The organism is Streptomyces sp. NPDC050418 (genome assembly GCF_044458745.1).
GTDB lineage: Bacteria > Actinomycetota > Actinomycetes > Streptomycetales > Streptomycetaceae > Streptomyces.
The window spans coordinates 240,004-257,149 of the sequence record NZ_JBITIG010000006.1; the positions used below are offsets into that span (position 1 = coordinate 240,004).

At 72.0% G+C, this 17,146-nt stretch carries 20 protein-coding genes; 10 read left to right on the top strand and 10 right to left on the bottom strand.

Annotated elements, in window-relative coordinates:
- Nucleotides 1-52 precede the first annotated feature (52 nt).
- Together ACIBI4_RS16385 and ACIBI4_RS16390 are read left to right on the top strand one after the other, a co-directional pair.
- Nucleotides 53-664 (top strand): HIT family protein, encoded by a 612-nt coding sequence (locus ACIBI4_RS16385; protein WP_399204554.1) that lies wholly within the window; start codon nucleotides 53-55, stop codon nucleotides 662-664.
- A gap of 171 nt (nucleotides 665-835) precedes the next feature.
- Nucleotides 836-1,066, top strand: a complete 231-nt coding sequence (locus ACIBI4_RS16390; protein ID WP_399204555.1) for a DUF5999 family protein — start codon at nucleotides 836-838, stop codon at nucleotides 1,064-1,066.
- Nucleotides 1,067-1,086: 20 nt separating this feature from the next.
- Here ACIBI4_RS16390 and ACIBI4_RS16395 read toward each other — a convergent pair whose 3' ends face one another.
- The 4 genes from ACIBI4_RS16395 to ACIBI4_RS16410 all read right to left on the bottom strand — a co-directional run bounded on the left by ACIBI4_RS16395 (nucleotide 1,087) and on the right by ACIBI4_RS16410 (nucleotide 5,716).
- The gene (locus ACIBI4_RS16395) at nucleotides 1,087-2,583 is read right to left on the bottom strand and encodes an MFS transporter (protein WP_399204556.1); all 1,497 of its coding nucleotides are present in this window, start codon (nucleotides 2,581-2,583) and stop codon (nucleotides 1,087-1,089) included.
- A gap of 60 nt (nucleotides 2,584-2,643) precedes the next feature.
- Nucleotides 2,644-4,281 (bottom strand): membrane-associated oxidoreductase, encoded by a 1,638-nt coding sequence (locus tag ACIBI4_RS16400; protein ID WP_399204557.1) that lies wholly within the window; start codon nucleotides 4,279-4,281, stop codon nucleotides 2,644-2,646.
- Nucleotides 4,282-4,388: 107 nt separating this feature from the next.
- The gene (locus ACIBI4_RS16405; RefSeq protein WP_399204558.1) at nucleotides 4,389-5,150 is read right to left on the bottom strand and encodes a nucleotidyltransferase domain-containing protein; all 762 of its coding nucleotides are present in this window, start codon (nucleotides 5,148-5,150) and stop codon (nucleotides 4,389-4,391) included.
- A gap of 71 nt (nucleotides 5,151-5,221) precedes the next feature.
- The gene (locus tag ACIBI4_RS16410) at nucleotides 5,222-5,716 is read right to left on the bottom strand and encodes a MarR family winged helix-turn-helix transcriptional regulator (protein WP_399204559.1); all 495 of its coding nucleotides are present in this window, start codon (nucleotides 5,714-5,716) and stop codon (nucleotides 5,222-5,224) included.
- 105 nt (nucleotides 5,717-5,821) lie between these two features.
- Here ACIBI4_RS16410 and ACIBI4_RS16415 point away from each other — a divergent pair, with 105 nt between their 5' ends.
- From ACIBI4_RS16415 to ACIBI4_RS16425, 3 genes are all read left to right on the top strand, one after another.
- Nucleotides 5,822-7,315: a DHA2 family efflux MFS transporter permease subunit gene (locus ACIBI4_RS16415; protein WP_399204560.1), complete on the top strand. Its 1,494-nt coding sequence runs from the start codon at nucleotides 5,822-5,824 to the stop codon at nucleotides 7,313-7,315.
- 136 nt (nucleotides 7,316-7,451) lie between these two features.
- Entirely contained in the window at nucleotides 7,452-7,967 is a 516-nt protein-coding gene (locus ACIBI4_RS16420; RefSeq protein WP_399204561.1) for a pyridoxamine 5'-phosphate oxidase family protein, read from the top strand.
- Between the two features lie 61 nt (nucleotides 7,968-8,028).
- Nucleotides 8,029-8,631, top strand: a complete 603-nt coding sequence (locus ACIBI4_RS16425) for a DUF4291 domain-containing protein (protein WP_399204563.1) — start codon at nucleotides 8,029-8,031, stop codon at nucleotides 8,629-8,631.
- A 53-nt stretch (nucleotides 8,632-8,684) separates the two neighbouring features.
- On the opposite strand, the gene ACIBI4_RS16430 is transcribed toward ACIBI4_RS16425, so the two are convergent.
- Nucleotides 8,685-9,608 carry an NADP-dependent oxidoreductase gene (locus ACIBI4_RS16430; RefSeq protein ID WP_399204821.1) on the bottom strand — a complete coding sequence of 308 codons (924 nt, stop codon included), beginning with the start codon at nucleotides 9,606-9,608 and terminating at the stop codon, nucleotides 8,685-8,687.
- Nucleotides 9,609-9,832: 224 nt separating this feature from the next.
- On the opposite strand from ACIBI4_RS16430, the gene ACIBI4_RS16435 reads away from it, so the two are divergent.
- Complete coding sequence (locus tag ACIBI4_RS16435; protein ID WP_399204822.1) at nucleotides 9,833-10,246, top strand: RidA family protein; 414 nt, start codon at nucleotides 9,833-9,835, stop codon at nucleotides 10,244-10,246.
- Nucleotides 10,243-10,728: a GNAT family N-acetyltransferase gene (locus ACIBI4_RS16440; protein ID WP_399204565.1), complete on the top strand. Its 486-nt coding sequence runs from the start codon at nucleotides 10,243-10,245 to the stop codon at nucleotides 10,726-10,728. Before ACIBI4_RS16435 ends, ACIBI4_RS16440 begins: the two co-directional genes overlap by 4 nt.
- 48 nt (nucleotides 10,729-10,776) lie before the next feature.
- Here ACIBI4_RS16440 and ACIBI4_RS16445 read toward each other — a convergent pair whose 3' ends face one another.
- The gene (locus tag ACIBI4_RS16445; RefSeq protein WP_399204566.1) at nucleotides 10,777-12,162 is read right to left on the bottom strand and encodes an alpha/beta hydrolase; all 1,386 of its coding nucleotides are present in this window, start codon (nucleotides 12,160-12,162) and stop codon (nucleotides 10,777-10,779) included.
- A 92-nt stretch (nucleotides 12,163-12,254) separates the two neighbouring features.
- Nucleotides 12,255-13,079: a helix-turn-helix domain-containing protein gene (locus ACIBI4_RS16450; protein WP_399204567.1), complete on the bottom strand. Its 825-nt coding sequence runs from the start codon at nucleotides 13,077-13,079 to the stop codon at nucleotides 12,255-12,257.
- Between the two features lie 157 nt (nucleotides 13,080-13,236).
- Between ACIBI4_RS16450 and ACIBI4_RS16455 the strand changes: the two genes are divergently transcribed.
- Entirely contained in the window at nucleotides 13,237-13,881 is a 645-nt protein-coding gene (locus ACIBI4_RS16455; RefSeq protein ID WP_399204568.1) for an RNA-binding S4 domain-containing protein, read from the top strand.
- Nucleotides 13,871-14,467 (top strand): GNAT family N-acetyltransferase, encoded by a 597-nt coding sequence (locus ACIBI4_RS16460; RefSeq protein WP_399204569.1) that lies wholly within the window; start codon nucleotides 13,871-13,873, stop codon nucleotides 14,465-14,467. The genes ACIBI4_RS16455 and ACIBI4_RS16460 overlap by 11 nt, the downstream gene beginning before the upstream one ends.
- 64 nt (nucleotides 14,468-14,531) lie before the next feature.
- On the opposite strand, the gene ACIBI4_RS16465 is transcribed toward ACIBI4_RS16460, so the two are convergent.
- The 3 genes from ACIBI4_RS16465 to ACIBI4_RS16475 form a co-directional block, all read right to left on the bottom strand.
- The gene (locus ACIBI4_RS16465) at nucleotides 14,532-14,975 is read right to left on the bottom strand and encodes a DoxX family protein (protein ID WP_399204570.1); all 444 of its coding nucleotides are present in this window, start codon (nucleotides 14,973-14,975) and stop codon (nucleotides 14,532-14,534) included.
- A 132-nt stretch (nucleotides 14,976-15,107) separates the two neighbouring features.
- On the bottom strand, nucleotides 15,108-15,551 hold the full coding sequence (locus ACIBI4_RS16470) for a cupin domain-containing protein (RefSeq protein ID WP_399204571.1): 444 nt from the start codon (nucleotides 15,549-15,551) through the stop codon (nucleotides 15,108-15,110).
- Between the two features lie 55 nt (nucleotides 15,552-15,606).
- Nucleotides 15,607-15,879 (bottom strand): DUF6343 family protein, encoded by a 273-nt coding sequence (locus tag ACIBI4_RS16475; protein ID WP_399204573.1) that lies wholly within the window; start codon nucleotides 15,877-15,879, stop codon nucleotides 15,607-15,609.
- Nucleotides 15,880-15,969: 90 nt separating this feature from the next.
- Between ACIBI4_RS16475 and ACIBI4_RS16480 the strand changes: the two genes are divergently transcribed.
- Nucleotides 15,970-17,118 carry an ABC transporter substrate-binding protein gene (locus ACIBI4_RS16480; RefSeq protein ID WP_399204575.1) on the top strand — a complete coding sequence of 383 codons (1,149 nt, stop codon included), beginning with the start codon at nucleotides 15,970-15,972 and terminating at the stop codon, nucleotides 17,116-17,118.
- Nucleotides 17,119-17,146: the final 28 nt, after the last annotated feature.

The following is a 17,146-nucleotide window of genomic DNA, read 5'->3' on the forward strand; positions in this document are numbered from 1 at the left end:
GGGGCAGGAGTCCATGGGTGTGCCGCTCCGGCCGTGTGCGACTCTGTCGATCATGACAACCGAGCCCAGCCCGTACGTCCGTAACCTCCCGATAGGTGAGCAGATCCCCTTCTCCGGCGAGGGGATCGCCATGTGGGACATCTTTCCGTTCGAGCCGGAGGGCCTGCGCGTCAAGACTCTCGAACCGCCGGTCCTTCCTGAGCCGCCCCGCGAGGGCGAGTCCGGCCCCGACACGTGTGCGGCGTGCCGGCGGCCCGACGAGGACTTCCTCTGGACCGACGACCACTGGCGCCTCGTCGGCTTCACCGAGCCCGAGGCCCTCCCGGCGATGGTCATGCTCCAGCCCCGCGGCCACTACGACCTCCACGACCTGCCGCCCGAGCGCGCCGCGGAAATGGGCGGAATGCTGCAGCGCGTCGAACAGGCCGTCCGCTCCCTCGGCGGCATCGCCCGCGTCCACGTCAACAAGTGGGGCGACGGCGGCGCCCACCTCCACCTGTTCCTGATCGGCCGCCCCGAGGGCATGCAGCAGATGCGCGGCAGCGGCCTGATCCTGTGGGGCGACGTCCTGCCGAAGGTCGAGCCGGACGTCTGGGCCGAGACGAACCGGCGGATCGGGGTGGCGATGGCGGAAGGGGGCGGGACGGCTCACATTTCCTTGTGACACCGATGAGTTGCCGTTGCCCGCCCGGTCATTACCAGTGACAGGACCGGGACGTTCGAGGGGCATCCTCGAATCAACGGAACGTCAGAAGTGCAGCGTCAGCAAGAGCTTCGAAACCGGAGTCAGAGCCATTCCACCTTGAGATCCACTTCCAGAAGACGGAGTCAGACCATGTGCACTCACCAGCCGACGTGCCCCACCGCCGACCGCCCCGACCGTGAGGCCGCGCGCGTCGTCGCCGCCCACCCCGAGCAGGGCTGGAGCCGGTTGTGCAACGGGACGATCGTGTTCGACGACACCGGGGAGCTGCTGCCGGGCGGTGAGGTCGTGCCGCCGAGGCGGCCCGTGCTCGCGCTGATCCCGACGCAGCCGCAGTCGGTCGAGGTCGCCGTCGCCGCCTGAGCGACGGGGCAGCAGGTGCGTCAGCGGGACGTCTCCCCGCCTTCCAGCGGTGGTGCGTCCACCGTGCAATACGTCTGGCATTCCGGATGACACGGCTCCGGTTCCGCCTTGTCCGGCACCGGGTTGCGGACCGTCAACCAGGCAATCAGCGCGCCCACCACGAGCAGCGCCGCACAGAGCGGCATCGCGAGCCGGAAGGCGCGGTTGAACTCGGTCGCCGAGCGGTACGCCTCGGGACCCATCCCCACCACCAGCGGCAGCGCGGCCACCGCGATCAGACCGGCCGCACGGGCCGCCGCGTTGTTGATTCCGCTCGCCAGACCCGCGCGTGACGGGTCCACCGAGGCCAGGACGGTCGCGGTGAGCGGAGCGACCAGCGTCACCATGCCGAGGCCGAGGACGCATACGGCCGGCAGCACATCGAGCCAGTACGAGGCACCGGGACCCGCCCGCATCATCAGGAGCATGCCCGCCGCGCACAGCAGCGGGCCGACCGTGAGCGGAAGCCGTGGACCGATCCGCCGGCCGATCTCCCCCGAGCGGGCCGAGAAGAACAGCATCAGGATCGTGGTCGGCAGGAGTGCGGTGCCCGCGACAAGCGCCGAATAGCCGGTGACGACCTGGAGTTGGAGCGCGGACAGGAAGAAGAAGCCGCCGAACGCTCCGTAGACACACAGGGTGACAAGGTTGACCGCGCTGAACTGGCGCACCGAGAACACCGACAGCGGCATCATCGGCTCGCGGGTGTGCCGCTCGACCTGGAGGAACGCCACCGTGGCCGCGACACCCGCGGCCGCCGAGCCGATGACGACCCCGGAGGCCCCCTGGTCGGGCGCCGCGATCAGTGCGTACGTGAGGAAGGCCAGGGCGAGCGCGCCGAGGGCGGCGCCGGGGATGTCGAAGCGGCCGTGCGCCGCCTCGTCCTTGGACTCGGGGACGTGCCGCAGCGCGATGGGGACGCACAGCGCGGCCAGCGACACATTGAGCAGGAACACCCAGCGCCAGCCGGGCCCGTCCACCAGCCAGCCGCCGAGGAACGGCCCGACCGCCGCCCCCACCCCGCCGAACCCGGACCACAGGCCCACCGCCGCGGAGCGGTCGTCGGGATGGAACGAGGCCTGGATCAGCGCGAGCGAGCCGGGGGTGAGCAGCGCGCCGCCCACGCCTTGCAGGGCGCGCGCCGCGATGAGCACCTCGGCGTTGGGTGCGAGCCCGCACAGCAGCGACGCGGCCGCGAACCACACCACGCCGATGACGAAGATCCGCCGTCGCCCGTACCGGTCACCCAGCGCCCCGCCGAGCAGGATCAGCCCGGCGAGGGCCAGCATGTACGCGTTGACCGTCCACTGCAGGGCCGCCAGATCCGTGTCGAGGTCGTCGCCGATCCGGCGCAGGGCCACGTTCACCACGGTGGAGTCGAGCAGCACCATGGTGGAGCCGAGCACGGTGGTCAGCAGCACCCAGCGGCCGGCGGCGGTGCCGGTACGGAGGGTCGCGGGGTCGGCGGCTGCGGCCATATGCGGATTATGCGGGCCCGGAACAGGCCCGGCCACCTGCGCGGATGCCTTCGGGCCCGGTCACTGTCTGCTGAGCGCCCGCGTGATCCCCGCCGCGACCGTCGTCGCCAGCACCCAGCCCGCGAGGATCAGCACGTACGACAGCGTCTGCAGCACGCCCTCGGGGGCGTATGCCTTCTCCTGGCCGAGATCGACGAGCGGAAGGAGCAGGTCGAGCGCGTAGAAGAACGGCGAGAAGTCCGGGGCCTCGCCCGCCTTGAGCGCGGAGGGCTGCTTCACCGCGTACGCGATCCAGCCGGTCAGGAGCAGGGAGATCAGCCAGCCGGCCGCGCGTACGGGACGGAATCCGTACCCGACGGTGAGGTCCTGGAGGTGGCCCCAGGCCCTGGCGTAGGCGGGCAGGGTCGCGCGGTGGCGGCGCTGTTTGGCGAGTTGGACGGTGCGGGCGGCCGTGTCGTCGCCGATCCGGCGGTACGCGAGGGCGAGTTGTTCGTACGCGAAGGGGACATGGCCCTCCGTGTCGCGCTCCAGGACCGGCAGAAGGCGCGCGGCGGGCGCGTGCGGGACGAGTGCGGTGTACGTGAGGCCGTCGAGGCGCACCTCGTCCGGCCAGACCTCCGGGGCGGCGTGGATGAGCTCGGCCTGGGTGCGGCGCAGGCTGAGGGTGCCCTCGATGGAGGACGGTCCGCGCAGCCACAGTTCGCCGACGGCCATGCCGTCGCCGCGCAGGGCCGTGTTGCCGGGATGCCGCAAGGTGGTCTCGGTGAGGACCAGTTGGCCGGGGATCCGTGCGCCGCGCAGGTTGACGCGGCCGAGTGCGGTGAGGCCGGTGGCCTTGAGGTCGGAGCCGACCGTCAGGTTGGAGGCGTGCAGGGCCGTGTCGACGGGGTTGTCCAGGCGGGCGCGGGCGAGGTTGAGGGTGCCGCCGAAGGTGCTGCTGTAGACGCAGACCTCGCCTTGGGCCGACAGGTCGACCGCGCTCATGAACGTTCCGACCTGGAGGCCGGGGGCGTACAGCGCCAAGGCGCCCGGCGCGACGAGCCGGGCGCCGTCCAGGCGTATCTCGCCGCCGGTCGTCAGGGACTCCCAGCGGCATTCGCCGTGGGCCGTGAGTTCACGCGCCGACAGGGCGCCGCCGAGGGTCGCGCGGCCCAGGTCGAGCACCGGGCGCGGTCCTGCGCCGTCCGCCGCGCCTGTGCGTTCCGCCGCGCGCAGGACCGCGTGGTCCAGGGTGAGCGCTCCGGTGATCTGCGCGCCCGTGAGCGTCACCTGGCCGGCGATGCGGCACTTCTCCAGGGAGAGGTCGCCGTCGAAGACGGCGGTGCCGGCGGACAGGCCCGGCAGGACGGACGAGCCCAGGTACACACGGCGCAGCCGCGCGCCGAACAGCACCGGCGTCTCGTCGAAGTGGCAGCGGTAGAGGCTGACCGCGCACTCGACCTGCCCGTAGAGGAGATAGAGCGGCCCGACGATCCGGGCTCCGGCGATCCGCAGCGCCGGTACCTCGCCCGGTGTGCGCGGGCCGTCGAGCAGCAACGAGGTGAGCACCTCGGCTCGTACGGTGCGGTCGGGGCCCCAGGCGGCACCGAGCGTGATGTCCTCGTCCTCCGCACCGGCGGGGCGGAAATCGAGCGCAGCCCCGTGCGGGAAGGCCGCCACGACGCGCGCTTCGGCTGCGGTGAGATCACTGGGGTCCATTCGCGCGAATGTGACCTGTGGGAGGTGGGGGTGTCAACTATGGGTGGGGTACGGGGTGTTGGTACGCGGCACGTCGGCGAGATCCAGCACGCGGGCCGGCCCCGGAGTCACGCCGCCGCGAACAACACCTCCGCCGCTCTCACCGCCCCGGCCAGCACTTCGGCATCCGGCCGCAGGCCCGCCACGATCCCGTCGACCGCCCGCAGTCCGGCCCGTTCGAGCAGGGTCTTCTCGTTGGTGACCCACTCGCCGCGGGCCGCCAGGACCGCATGGGCGGTGTACATCGCGGCGGTGACGAGCGCGCCCGCGACCTCGGCGGCCTGCGCCCGCGGGGCGTGGTTCGCCTTCGCGTAGGCGAGCGTCAGGGCCGCGCGCTCGCGCCAGCTGCCGGGGGCCTCGGCGCGCAGGGCGGGCGGGTAGGCGGGGCGCGGGAGGTCTCCGTGCAGCACGCGGTTGATGGCCAGCTCGGCCACGACCAGGTAGGAGGGGATGCCCGCGAGGTGGAACATCAAAGGCTCCCAGCGGAAACGCCCCGCACGGGCCTCGGCCAGTTCGTGCTCCACCACGTCCAGATCGCGGTAATGCACGTCGATCGCGCGGCCCTCGACGGTGAGCCACGCACCGCCGTTGAAGACTCCGCCGCCCCAGCCGCCCAGCTCGGACACCTGACCCGGCCAGCCCACGGCGCGAAGGTCGGCGGGGTCGAAGGCGCCGCGGTAGTAGACCGCGAAGTCCCAGTCGCTCGCGGCCGTGTGCGTGCCCTGCGCACGTGAGCCGCCCAGGGTGACGGCCCGGACACCGGGCAGCGCGGCGAGCTGCTTGGTGACGTACGCGAGGAACGCCTCCTCGTCCATGAACCGCTCCCCCATCACCACAGCCTCTCCGACCACAGCCCCACTGACCGCGTCCTCTCCGACGACAGCCCCACTGACCGCATCCTCTACGACCGCTGCCTCGCCCGGCGCACCACCTGCTTGAGCTCGACCTCCAGCGGCGTCGCCAAGTACCCGTTGACCAGGTGCTTCAGTGCCTTTATCAGCGCCTCGCGGTCACCGTCGGGCAGAGCGCCCAGGGCCTGCCGGTGCACCGAGTCGACGATCTGCTGGCTCTGCTCGGCGACCCGCGCCCCTTCCTCGGTGACCTGGATGATCCGGGCCCTGCGGTCGGTGCGCGACGGGCGGCGCTCGGCCAGGCCCGCCTTCTCCAAGGCGTCGACCGTGGACACCATCGTCGTCTTGTCCATGTCCCCGATCTCGGCGAGCTGCGCCTGCGTGCGCTCCTGGCCGATCGCATGGACCAGCACGCAGTGCATACGGGCCGTGATGCCGATCTCGGCGAGCGCCGCCGCCATCCGGGCGCGGAGCGCGTGGCCGCCGTAATCGAGCAGGAAGGAGAGGTCCGGCTCGGTGCGCTTGGGCGAGGACATCGCAGTCATGACGCAAGCATAGCCGAAAAGACGATCCGAAAAGGATCGTCTGCATCCGAACTATCTGCTACGGTCGTTTTACGACAGCGATCACGCCGACGACCGGAGTGCGTCATGCTTGCCAACTCACGTATTGCCCATGCTTTTTCGCGTACGGCCCAGGCCTCGCCCGCCAGGACCAGACAGTTCTCGCTCGCCGTGGTGGCCACGGGGACGCTGATGATCGTGCTCGACGGCTCGATCGTCACAGTGGCCCTGCCGGCCCTGCAGAGCGATCTGGGCTTCACAGCGGCGGGGCTGAGCTGGGTGGTGAACGCGTATCTGATCGCCTTCGGCTCCCTCCTCCTGCTCGCGGGCCGCCTCGGCGATCTGCTCGGCCGCCGCCGGATGTTCCTCTACGGCACCGGGGTCTTCACCGCGGCCTCGCTCCTCGCGGGCGTCGCCGCCTCTCCCGCGGTCCTCATCGCGGCTCGCTTCCTGCAAGGCGTCGGCAGCGCGATGGCCGCGGCCGTGAGCCTCGGCATCCTGGTCACGCTCTTCACCGAGGCGCGCGAACGGGCCCGTGCCATCGCGGTGTTCAGCTTCACCGGAGCGGCGGGCGCCTCCATAGGACAGGTCCTGGGAGGTGTCCTCACCGATGCCCTGTCGTGGCACTGGATCTTCTTCATCAACCTCCCGATCGGCCTCGCCTCCCTCGCCGTCGCCACCGTCGCCCTCCCCCGCGACCGCGGTCTCGGCCTGTCCGCCGGCGCGGATCTGCTCGGAGCGCTGCTGGTCACGGCGGGTCTGATGCTGAGGATCTACACGGTCGTCCAGGCCGAGTCGTCCGGCTGGGCGGCGGCCCGCACCCTCGTCCTCGGCGCCGTCGCCATGCTCCTCCTGGCCGCCTTCGTCCTGCGGCAGGCCACGGCACGGACCCCGCTCATGCCGCTGCGGTTCCTCCGCTCACGCCAGGTCGCCGGGGCGAATCTCGTCCAGATTCTGATGGTCGCTGCGCTGTTCTCCTTCCAGGTCCTGGTCGCGCTCTATCTGCAGCGCGTACGGGGCTACGGAGCCGCCGAGACGGGGCTCGCGATGCTCCCCGCGGCCGTGGTGATCGGTGTGGTGTCGCTCGGCATATCGGCGCGCCTCAATGCGCGCTTCGGCGAACGGCGGGTCCTGCTGGCCGGGTTGACGCTCCTGGTCGCCATGCTCGTGCTGCTCGCACGCCTCCCGGAGCGCGCCGACTACGTGGTCGATCTGCTCCCCGTGATGCTGCTCGCGGCAGGCTTCGGCCTCGCGCTCCCGGCGCTCACCTCGCTCGGCATGTCGGGAGCGAGCGAGTCGGATGCGGGCCTCGCCTCCGGGGTCTTCAACACGACCCAGCAGATCGGCATGGCGCTCGGCGTCGCGTTGCTCTCCACCCTCGCCTCCTCCCGCACCGAGTCCCAGCTCCTCCAGGGCGCCTCCCGGACGGCAGCGCTGACCGACGGCTACCGGCTGGCGTTCACCATCGGCACGGGACTCCTGATCGCGGCGTTCGTGACCGCGTATGCCATGGTGCGCAAGCCCCGCGCGACGGCGCCCCGCGAGACCCGGACCGCGGCCGACATCTCCATCGCTGCGTGAACGGAGTCCGCACGCGCCTCGGCCAAGCCCAGCCCACCTGACACACCCGCCATCAAGCCCGCCGCCCCCGCCCCCGCACCAGCACCAGCACCAGCACCAGCACCAGCACCAGCACTCACACCTTCAGGAGAACGCCATGAGCAGCAACAGCACGAGCACGAACCCCTCCCCGGTAGCCTCCCGCAAGCCCGCCTCCGGACCGGCGCCCCGCGTCCTCACCGACCAGGAGCTGTCCGACCTCCTCGGCTCGCAGCAGTTCTCCGTCCTGGCGACGGTGCGCCGCACGGGGCACCCGCATCTGTCCACGGTCCTGCACAACTGGGACCCGGTCGAGCGGATCGTGCGCGTCTCCACGACCGCAGGCCGGCTCAAGGTCCGCCAACTGCTCGCGGATCCGCACGCGGCCCTGCATGTCTCGGGCCCGGGCAACTGGTCGTTCGCGGTCGCCGAGGGCGAGGCCGAGGTCTCCGCCCCGAGCGAGACCCCGGGCGACGCGGTGGGGCGTGAACTCCTCGCGCTCACCCCGGGGTTCAGCGACCCGGCCGAGGAACAGGGCTTCCTGGAGCAGCTGGTGGACGAGCAGCGGGTGGTGATCAGGTTGCGGGTCACGCGCCTGTACGGGACGGCGCTGGACATACCGACGGAGGCCTGATGTGCCCGGCCCCGGGCAAAACCACTCGCCCCGCACGGCTCTCCACCGCCACCCTGACCTCATGCAGAAGCACGACGCCATGTATCGCATCCGAGCCCGTCACACCGAGGAGACCGTCACCGTCTATCAGGCCTACGCGCCCGGCCTGGGGCGGCCGGCGGCGCGGGACGGCCGGTTCCCCGAGGCCTGGAAGAGGGACCGGATGACCTGGATCAAACCGTCGTTCCTCTGGATGATGTACCGCTCCGGCTGGGGCACCAAGGAGGGGCAGGAGACCGTGCTGGCCGTGGAGATACGGCGGGACGGCTTCGAGTGGGCCCTGCGGAACGCCTGCGTCTCGCACCATGTGCGCGGGCTGCACGCCGACCAGGCCGCCTGGAAGCGGGAGTTGCGGCAGGCGCCCGCGCGGGTGCAGTGGGATCCCGAACGGGACCTGCGGCTCGACCCACTGCCGTACCGCTCGCTCCAGCTGGGGCTCGCGGGCGAGGCCACACGGCGGTACGCGGACGAATGGATCGTCGGGATCACCGACGTCACGGACACGGCGCGCGAGATCCACGCGCTCGTACGGGAAGGGGAACTGGACGCGGCGGCCGGGCTGTTGCCCGAGGAGCGGGAGTATCCGGCAGGCGACGAACTGCTGGCCCACCTCCGGGTGGCATGACGGGGCCCGCACCCAGCCAGCAGCGAGCAGCGAGCCCCACGCCTACGGCCTGCTCAGACCGTCAGCACGATCTTGCCCCGCGTACGCCCTTCCTGGCCGAGGCGCCAGGCGTCGGCCGCGTCGGCCAACGGAAAGGACTTATCGACATGGACGGTCAGCTTGCCCGCGTCGGCGAGTTGCGTGAGCGCGGTCAGGTCCCCTGCGGACGGGCGTACCCACACGTAGTGGCCGCCCGCGCCCAGCGCACCCTCGCCGTCGGCGATCGACGCGATGCGGTCCCGCTGCTTCACCAGGGACAGCGACTGCGCGACCGCACCGCCGCCCACGAAGTCGAGCACGGCGTCGACGCCGCCCGGGGCCAACTCCCGTACGCGGTCGGCGAGTCCCTCGCCGTAGGTGACGGGTTCGGCGCCCAGCTCCCGCAGATAGGCGTGGTTGCGCTCACTGGCCGTACCGATGACGCGTGCGCCCAGGGCGACCGCGATCTGCACGCCGAGCGAGCCGACACCGCCGGCGGCGGCGTGCACGAGCACGGTCTCGCCCGCGTCCACACCGACCCTCTTCAGCGCCTGGTACGCGGTGAGCCCGGCCAGCGGCACCCCGGCCGCCTGCTCCCAGCTCAGCGCCGCGGGCTTCTTCGCGAGGGTGCGGACGGGGGCGGAGACGAGTTCCGCGTAGGCACCGTTCTGCGCCCAGTCCTTGCGGACATAGCCGTAGACCTCGTCGCCGACCGCGAACTCCGTGGCGTCCAAGCCGGTGCGCTCCACCACTCCGGCCACGTCCCAGCCGGAGATCAGCGGGAAGCGCACCTCCATGATGGGGTCGAGATAGCCGGCGGCGAGCTTCCAGTCGACCGGGTTGATCCCGGCCGCCTTCACGCGGATCAGCACCTCGCCGGGTGCGACCTTCGGTTCGGGCAGCTCCACGAGCCGCAGGTCGTCGGGGGAACCGTATGCGTCGAGTGCGATGGCCTTCATGATGCTGGGCAACTCCGAACGGGAGCGGAACATTCCGGGTGACGCCAAATTCGGATGCGTTTGACCGCGGCCGGCACGAGGATGAGCACGGCCGGCACGGTCCGCGATCCGTACTGTCCAGGATCCGCACACTCCCGGCACCCGGCCACTCGGCCCGCGCGTCTACGCGCAGCTGGACACCTGCCCACACCGGCCCACACCGCCCTGCCACCTCGGAGGTCCCCATCATTCAGCGCAGCATCGCCGCCGCCGGTCTCCTGAAGCCACCCACGTATTCGCACGCGTCGATCGTCGAGGCCGGTGCACGCCTGGCGTTCCTGGCCGGATCGGTCCCGCTGGACGCCGACGGGAAGCTCGTCGGCCCCGGTGACCCGGTCCGCCAGACGGAGCAGACGCTCGCCAATCTGGCGGCCCAGCTGCGGGACATCGGCAGCGATCTGTCCCAGGTCGTGTACACGGATGTGTATGTGGTGAGCAGCGACCCCGCCGTTCTGGCGCAGGTGTGGAAGGTGGTGGAGGCATCGGGCCTGAGCACCGCCGAGGGCGGCCCGCACTCCTCGACCCTGCTCGGCGTCGCGAGTCTCGGCTACCGCGGCCAGCTGGTCGAGATCACGGCCACGGCGGTCGTCCCCGAATGAGCACCGCCGGCCCCGGCCCCCGCGAGAGCGCCCCCGCCCTGCGCCGCGCCGGCGCGGCGGACGCTCCGGCCCTGGCCGAGGTCTGGCTGCGCTCGTACACGGCCGCGCTGCCCGGTGTCCGGCGGGCGCACACGGACGACGAGGTGCGGGCCTGGTTCCGCCATGTCGTCGTGCCCGTGCACGAGACGTGGCTCGCCGAGGCGGGCGACGGCCGGATAACGGGCCTCCTCGTCCTCGAAGGCACCGAGCTCGAACAGCTCTACCTGGACCCCGCCTGGCGCGGGAAGGGACTTGGCGACCGCTTCGTCGCGCTCGCCAAGTCCCGTAGCCCCGAAGGGCTTTCCCTCTGGACGTTCCAGGTCAACGCACCCGCCCGCCGCTTCTACGCCCGGCACGGCTTCGTGGAGACCGAGCGCACGGACGGGGCGCACAACGAGGAGCGCGAGCCGGACGTCCGTATGGCCTGGACGCCTGTCCCCTGACCTGCGCGCCCCGAAGCACCTGACGTCCCGCCCGCGTGCCCCGAGGCCTCACCTCAGCAGGAACTCCTGCGCGGCCTTCGCCCCCGCGTCACTGCGCCGCTGTACCGAGTGCCCTGCACCCTCGATGAGGGCGAGCTCGCCCCGCGGGGTCTTCGCCGCCAGGTCCTGGGCCCAGCGCATCGGCGTGGACAGGTCACGGTCGCCCTGCAGCAGGAGCACCGGCATCGTGAGCGTCGTGTGCGGCGGAGCCGGGTTGGGGCGTGAGCGGGGCCAGTTGAGGCAGGTCTGCGGGATGCCCTGGTCGCCGGCCGTCGCGCGCTCGAAGGGCCAGACGTACGACGGCTTGATCCGTTGCACGGCCTTGCGCAGTGCCTTCTCGCGGCCCTCGACCGGCGCCGCGGCGCCGCCCCACGGGAAGCGGGTGTCGGCGCACAGCGTCGCCGCGTGCAGCCCCGAGCTGAACAGCTCGGGCGGGGTGCCGTCCGGGGACGTGAAGCCGTCGATCAGCTGGTCCAGCGGCTCGGTGTCACCGGCCGCGGAGCGGTGGATCGCGTCGAGGAACTTGAAGTTCGGGTTGTCGAGTTTCGGATCGATGATGCTCGCGATGACGAGCATGCTGAACACGTCGACCCCGTTGCCGTCCCGGCGCACCACCGTCGCCAGGTCCTTCGCCGGGTCGTAGCCGCAGGACTGTTCCGCGCACGCGGTGCGCAGCACGGAGCGGGTGTGGTGCAGCGAGTCCTCGTACAGAGCTCCGGCGCCGTCACTCGGCACCACCGAGTCGAGGACGAGACGCGCGGTGCGCTGCGGGTGCGTGAGGCCGTACTGCGCCGCCGTGAACGTCCCGTAGGAGACACCGTCGAGCGTCATCTTCGGTGCCTTGAGGGCCCGGCGCAGGTCCTCGAAGTCGGCGACGGTGTCGGAGGTCGTGTAGAGGTTCCGTGTGCCGCCCAGGATGCGGGCGCACGCGCCGACCGCCGCCTTGCCGGGGACGGCGGTGTCACTGGAGCCGACCTCCTTCTGCAGGTCGGGACAGTCGATCGCCGTGCCGCCGGTGCCCCGCTGGTCGATCATCACGAGCCGGTACTGCTTGACGACCTCGGGCAGCCGCTCGGCCAGCGATTTGTAGTACGGCAGACCCGGCTGGCCTGGTCCGCCGGTGAGCAGCAGCAGGACGCCGCGGGGGGCATCGGTGTTATTGCCGGCGGCGACCTGGAGCTTCAGGGTGCCGGGCTGCTTGCCGCCACGGTCGAGCGGAACGGTCAGGTCGGAGCAGGTGACGTCGGTGAGTCCGGGACAGGGCCGCGGGTCGGTGAGCCGAGGCCCGCTCCCGCCGCCCCGCTCGGGCGTGCTCTGGGCCGGTGCCGCGCCCGTACAGGCCGCGATGGTGATCAGCGCGGCCGTGAGCAGGCCGGTGCGTCGATTGAGTGCCATGGGCGTCCCCCGGGTTGCCTTGGTGGTCGCGAAACGTGGTCGCGGCGGCCATTCTCGAAGGCGTACGGGTACGGCGCGTTGGACATTCATGCTCACTTGCCCGGGTCGGCGCACACCCGCCCGTTCCGGTCGAGCCCGAGCACCTCCCGTACACCGCTCGGCGTCTCCCCCACGTGCCGTCGCATCACGCGCGTCAGATGCGCCTGGTCCGCGAAGTCGTACGCGGCCGACAGCGCCCGCAGTCCGCAGCGGCCCTGTTCCATGTCCTCCAGGACGGCGCGGATCCGCAGCTCGTTGCGGTACCAGGTGAGGGTCCGGCCGGTGACCTGCCGGAACACCCGGCTCAGATGGTGCGGCGAGGCGCCGACGCGGGCCGCGAGTTCGTCGAGCGAACCGGTCAGCGGTCCGGCGGCGAGCGCCGCGCACGTATCGGCCACGAGCCGCTGATGCACCCGCCGCGCCGCCGGCGACGGTGATCCGTCGTGCGAGCCGAAGCCCGCGCCGGCCGCCACCAGGTCGAGCAGACCGTTCATCCGCTCGCCGAGTTCGAAGTGGTCCGTCCCGCGCCCGACGGCCACGAGCAGCGCGCGGTGCACGAGATCGGTGCGACTCGTGACGGTGACACGGCGCGGTCCCGCCCGGTCGAACCACCGGTCGAAGGCCGTCTCGCTCAGATGGATCCAGGTCGCCGTGTCCCCGGTGCCGAGCGGATGCGCGCTGTAGACCTCGTCGCCGGGCCGGGTCAGATAGCCCGCGGTCGCGTCCATCCACGACTCCTCGCCCTGCTGCCGCCAGCGGTAGGCGCCGGAGCGCATGAGGACGAGGCCGTGCCCGTCCTCGTATCCGGGCCCGATGAAGTCACGGTGGTCGGTGCAGCACTCGGTGTCGACGACGTACAACTCCGGTAACTCCAGCACGACTTTCCCCCGCCCGCCTCGCTCACGGTCGGCTTCGGTCCAGCCCGCCCCGCCGTGTGACGCTCTCTCCCGTACGGCCATCGGCCCACCCCCGCACGCATCGTCCCCCGTGAAAATGCCCTGGGGGAGCCCCGGGGCCGCCCGTTAGGGTCGGGACATGACTTCCGAGCCCTCCGAGAGCGGCAGCGTACGGGTCGATGCCTGGATCTGGTCCGTACGGCTGCTCAAGACCCGTTCCGCCGCCACGGCGGCCTGCCGCGCGGGCCATGTCCGTGTCAACGGCGAGCGCGCCAAGCCCGCGCAGCCGGTGAAGGCGGGCGACGAGGTGCGCCTTCGGGTCGAGCATCACGAGCGGATCGTGCTCGTCAAGAAGATCATCCGCAAGCGCGTCGGTGCCCCGGTCGCCGTCGAGTGCTACCAGGACAACAGCCCGCCGCCCCCGCCCCGCGACGCCATCGCCCCCGCGGGCGTACGCGACCGTGGCACGGGCCGTCCGACCAAGCGCGACCGCCGCGAGATGGACCGGCTGCGGGGCGCGGGCACCCCGGACCTGGCGGCGGCGCTCGGCGCGTACGACCCGGTGACGGGCCGGTCCTCGCGAGGTGAGTCGCCTGGGGGTGACGCCGGGAGCGAGACGTCAGGAGACGGGTCCGACCGCCGCACACCGCGACGCGACCGCACGCCCCGCGCGGAGCGGACAGGCCGCACGGACGACCGCACGGGCCGGACAGGCCGCACCGACGACCGTACGGACCGCACGGGCCGCACCTCCCGAAGGGACCGCAGCCACCGTGACCGCTGACCCCGTCCGCACCTGGGTCACCCCGCCCGTCCTCCCCGCCGACGCCCTCTCCGCCGGCGCGCAGCCCGCGCTCGTGGCCACCGGGAACGTGGTGCTGCGCCCGTGGCGGGCGGCGGACGCGGCCGCCTTCCTCTCCGCGTACGACGACCCGGCCCTGATGCGCTGGCACATCCGCCGCCCCGCCTCGCAGGAGGAGGTCGGCCGCTGGTTCGCGCAGTACGCGGAGGACTGGGCGGCCGACCGCGGCGCGCACTGGGCCGTGACGCACGACGGGGGCGAGGTGCTCGGCCGGATCGCGTTGCGCGAGCTCAACTTCGACGACGGCATCGGCGTCGTCGCGTACTGGACGCTGCCCGCCGCCCGCGGGCGCGGTGTCGCCCCGGCCGCGCTCGCGACGCTGAGCACCTGGGCGCTGGACGAAGTGGGCTTCCACCGGCTGGAGTTGGACCACTCGACCCGTAACGCCGCCTCGTGCCGCGTGGCCGTCAAGGCCGGTTACGCCCTGGAGGGCACGAAGCGCAGCGCCGCCCTGCACGAGGACGGTCATCACGACATGCATCTGCACGCCCGCGTGCGCGGCGACTGAGCATGCCTCAGACCCGGTTGACCGAAACGCTCCGGTCAACCGGGCCTGAGGCGGGCGCCGGTCATCACACCTGGCGCCGCACCGCCTTCAGAAGGCGCACCGTCTGATCCCGCTGCGCCCGCGCCACGAACAGCAGCGGCACGATGAGGATCAGCGGCGTGTACCAGAACTCGCCGCCCAGGAACGCGAAGCTGAAGCTGCACGCACCGACCATCAGACCGACGAACGCGAGCGAGGCGACACCGGACAGGATCGGGATCAACAGGGCGATTCCGCCGATCAGTTCGAGTCCGCCGATGCTGTACATGAACCAGTCGCCGAACCCGATCCTGTCGAAGCTCACCGTCGCGGACTCATGCGCGGTGAGCTTGGGGAACGCGCTGCCGATCGCGAAGAACAGCCCGAGCACCACCCGCAGGGTGGTCAGCGAGACCGTCGCGCGCCGGCTGCGCTGCACGGCGAGCGGGGAGGCGACGGTGGCGGACGCGGGAAGAGTGGCCTCGGACATGAGCTGCTCCTTGTGAACCGGGGGTGGGCGCTTGGTTGCGCTGTCACAGGGATAGACCGGGGGTACGGCCTCAACTCATCGGTCCTGGACCGTTTTCTCATACGATTTTCGAGAGACTCCCCGCGTACGAGTTCAGCCGAGCGCACGCCCCGCCGTGCTGTCCACGTGCCCGGGCAGCTCCCCCTCGTACCGGTCCCCCGTCGACACCGTCCCCGACGGCTCGAACATCAGGATCGAGCCGCCGGGCGAGGACGGCTTGTGCTGGGTGCCACGCGGCACCACGAACACATCCCCCTTGTGCAGTACGACCGTTGACTCCGCCCCCTCCGCATCGCGCAGCGCGATGTCGAAGCGTCCGTCGAGCACGAGGAAGAATTCGTCGGTGTCCTCGTGGACGTGCCAGACGTGCTCCCCCGCGGTGTGGGCGATCCGGACGTCGTAGTCGTTCATCCGCGCGACGATCCGCGGGCTGTACACGTCCGTGAAGGACGCCAGCGCTTCGGTCAGGTTCACGGGTGCGGGTGCGGATGCAGGTGTGGGTGCGGGTGCGGCGGGCTGCGCCGTTGACTTCTCCATGCCCCGAGCCTGGCCGAGGCTCCCCCGGCTCGTCTTGTACGAACCTGGCGTCCTGCTAACCCCGCGGGTCCCGGTGATCGACCGGTTCGTACGGCGGGACGTCCGGCCCCGGCTGATAGTGCGGCCCCTGCCGGATGTGCCGCAGCACGAACGTCAGGTCCACGGTGATCACCAGCCACAGCACCCCGCAGGCCACGGCCCACCCCGGCCGGCCCGCGAGCGCGAAGGCCACCGTGCCCGCGATCGCCCACACCACGCCCCAGATGCCGAGCCAGAAACGCAGGCGGAGGGGACTGCGCGCGGTCACCGGCTCACTGCCCGTACGCATGGACACCACCTCCGGCTCGCCACGGCCCCTCTTCCCAGGATGCACCCAATTCGCTTGCCCGGCGCGGACGCCCAAGGGTGCAATGGCGCCATGGTCATCCCGGCGCGCCCCCAGGGCGACGACACCTCCCCCGACAACGCCTCGTCCGTCGACACCTCATCCGTCGACTCCTCGCCCATCGACTCCCCCGTCCGCATCGGCGCCCTGGCCCCGCTCTCGCCGCCCGGCTGGACCGAGGCCGGTCACCATCTGATCGCGGGCATGCGGCTAGCCGTCGAGGAGGTCAACGCAGGGGGTGGGGTGGCCGGACGGCCCGTCGAGCTGCTCGTACGGGACACCGCGGCCAATCCGCAGCGCGCCGCCGCGGCCGTCGAGGAGCTGGCCGCGCTCGGCGTGGCCGCGCTTGCGGGCGAGTACCACAGCGTCGTCGCGCGCGCGGCCGCCGCCACCGCCGAGTCCCTGAAGCTGCCGTTCCTGTGCTCGTCCGCGGTCATCGACGCGCTCACCGAGGAACCGGCCCGTCACGTGGCCCGGATCGCCCCGCCGCAGTCCCGCGGCTGGCGGCTCTACGGCGACCATCTGCTGTCCGCGGGACACCGCCGTATCGCCGTCGTGAAGCAGCCGAGCGCCTACTGGGAGGCGGGCACCGCGATCCTCCGCGGCCGGCTGGCACCGCACGGCGGCGAGGTCGTCGAACTCGACGCCCAGGAACCCTCGTTGCTCTGCGACGCTCTCGCCGGGCACGGCGTCACGGCGCTCCTGCTCCTGGTGGGCCAGCCGGAACCGGCCGTCCCCCTGGTACGGGCCGTGCGCGCGGACGAACGTCTAGGCGAGGTGTTGATCGGCGCGCCCGCGGGCCAGCCGGAGTTCGCCGCGTGGGCGGAGCTCCTGGGCGAGGACGGTGCGGGCGTCCCGTTCCTGCGCTATCTGCCCGCCCGGCCGGGCCCGCCGGCCAACCGCGTCGAGCGCTCGCTGCGCGAACGACTGGGCGCGGAACCGTCGTTCGTCGCGTACGAGGGGTACGACACGATCGCGGTCCTCGCGGAGAGCCTGCGCAGCCACGGGGTGGACGGGGTCGGCGCGTCCTGGGCGGACGTCGCCGTCGAGGGCACCCGCGGGCGGATCACCTTCACGCGGGCCGAGGACACCGGCGTATGGCAGTGGACCGCGCCGCCGCTGCAGATCGCCGACCGCGACCCGGCGGCCCCGGACCGCTTCCGCGTCCTGCGCACGGCCTGAACGAGCTGTCCCCGCCCCACCGCGTGAG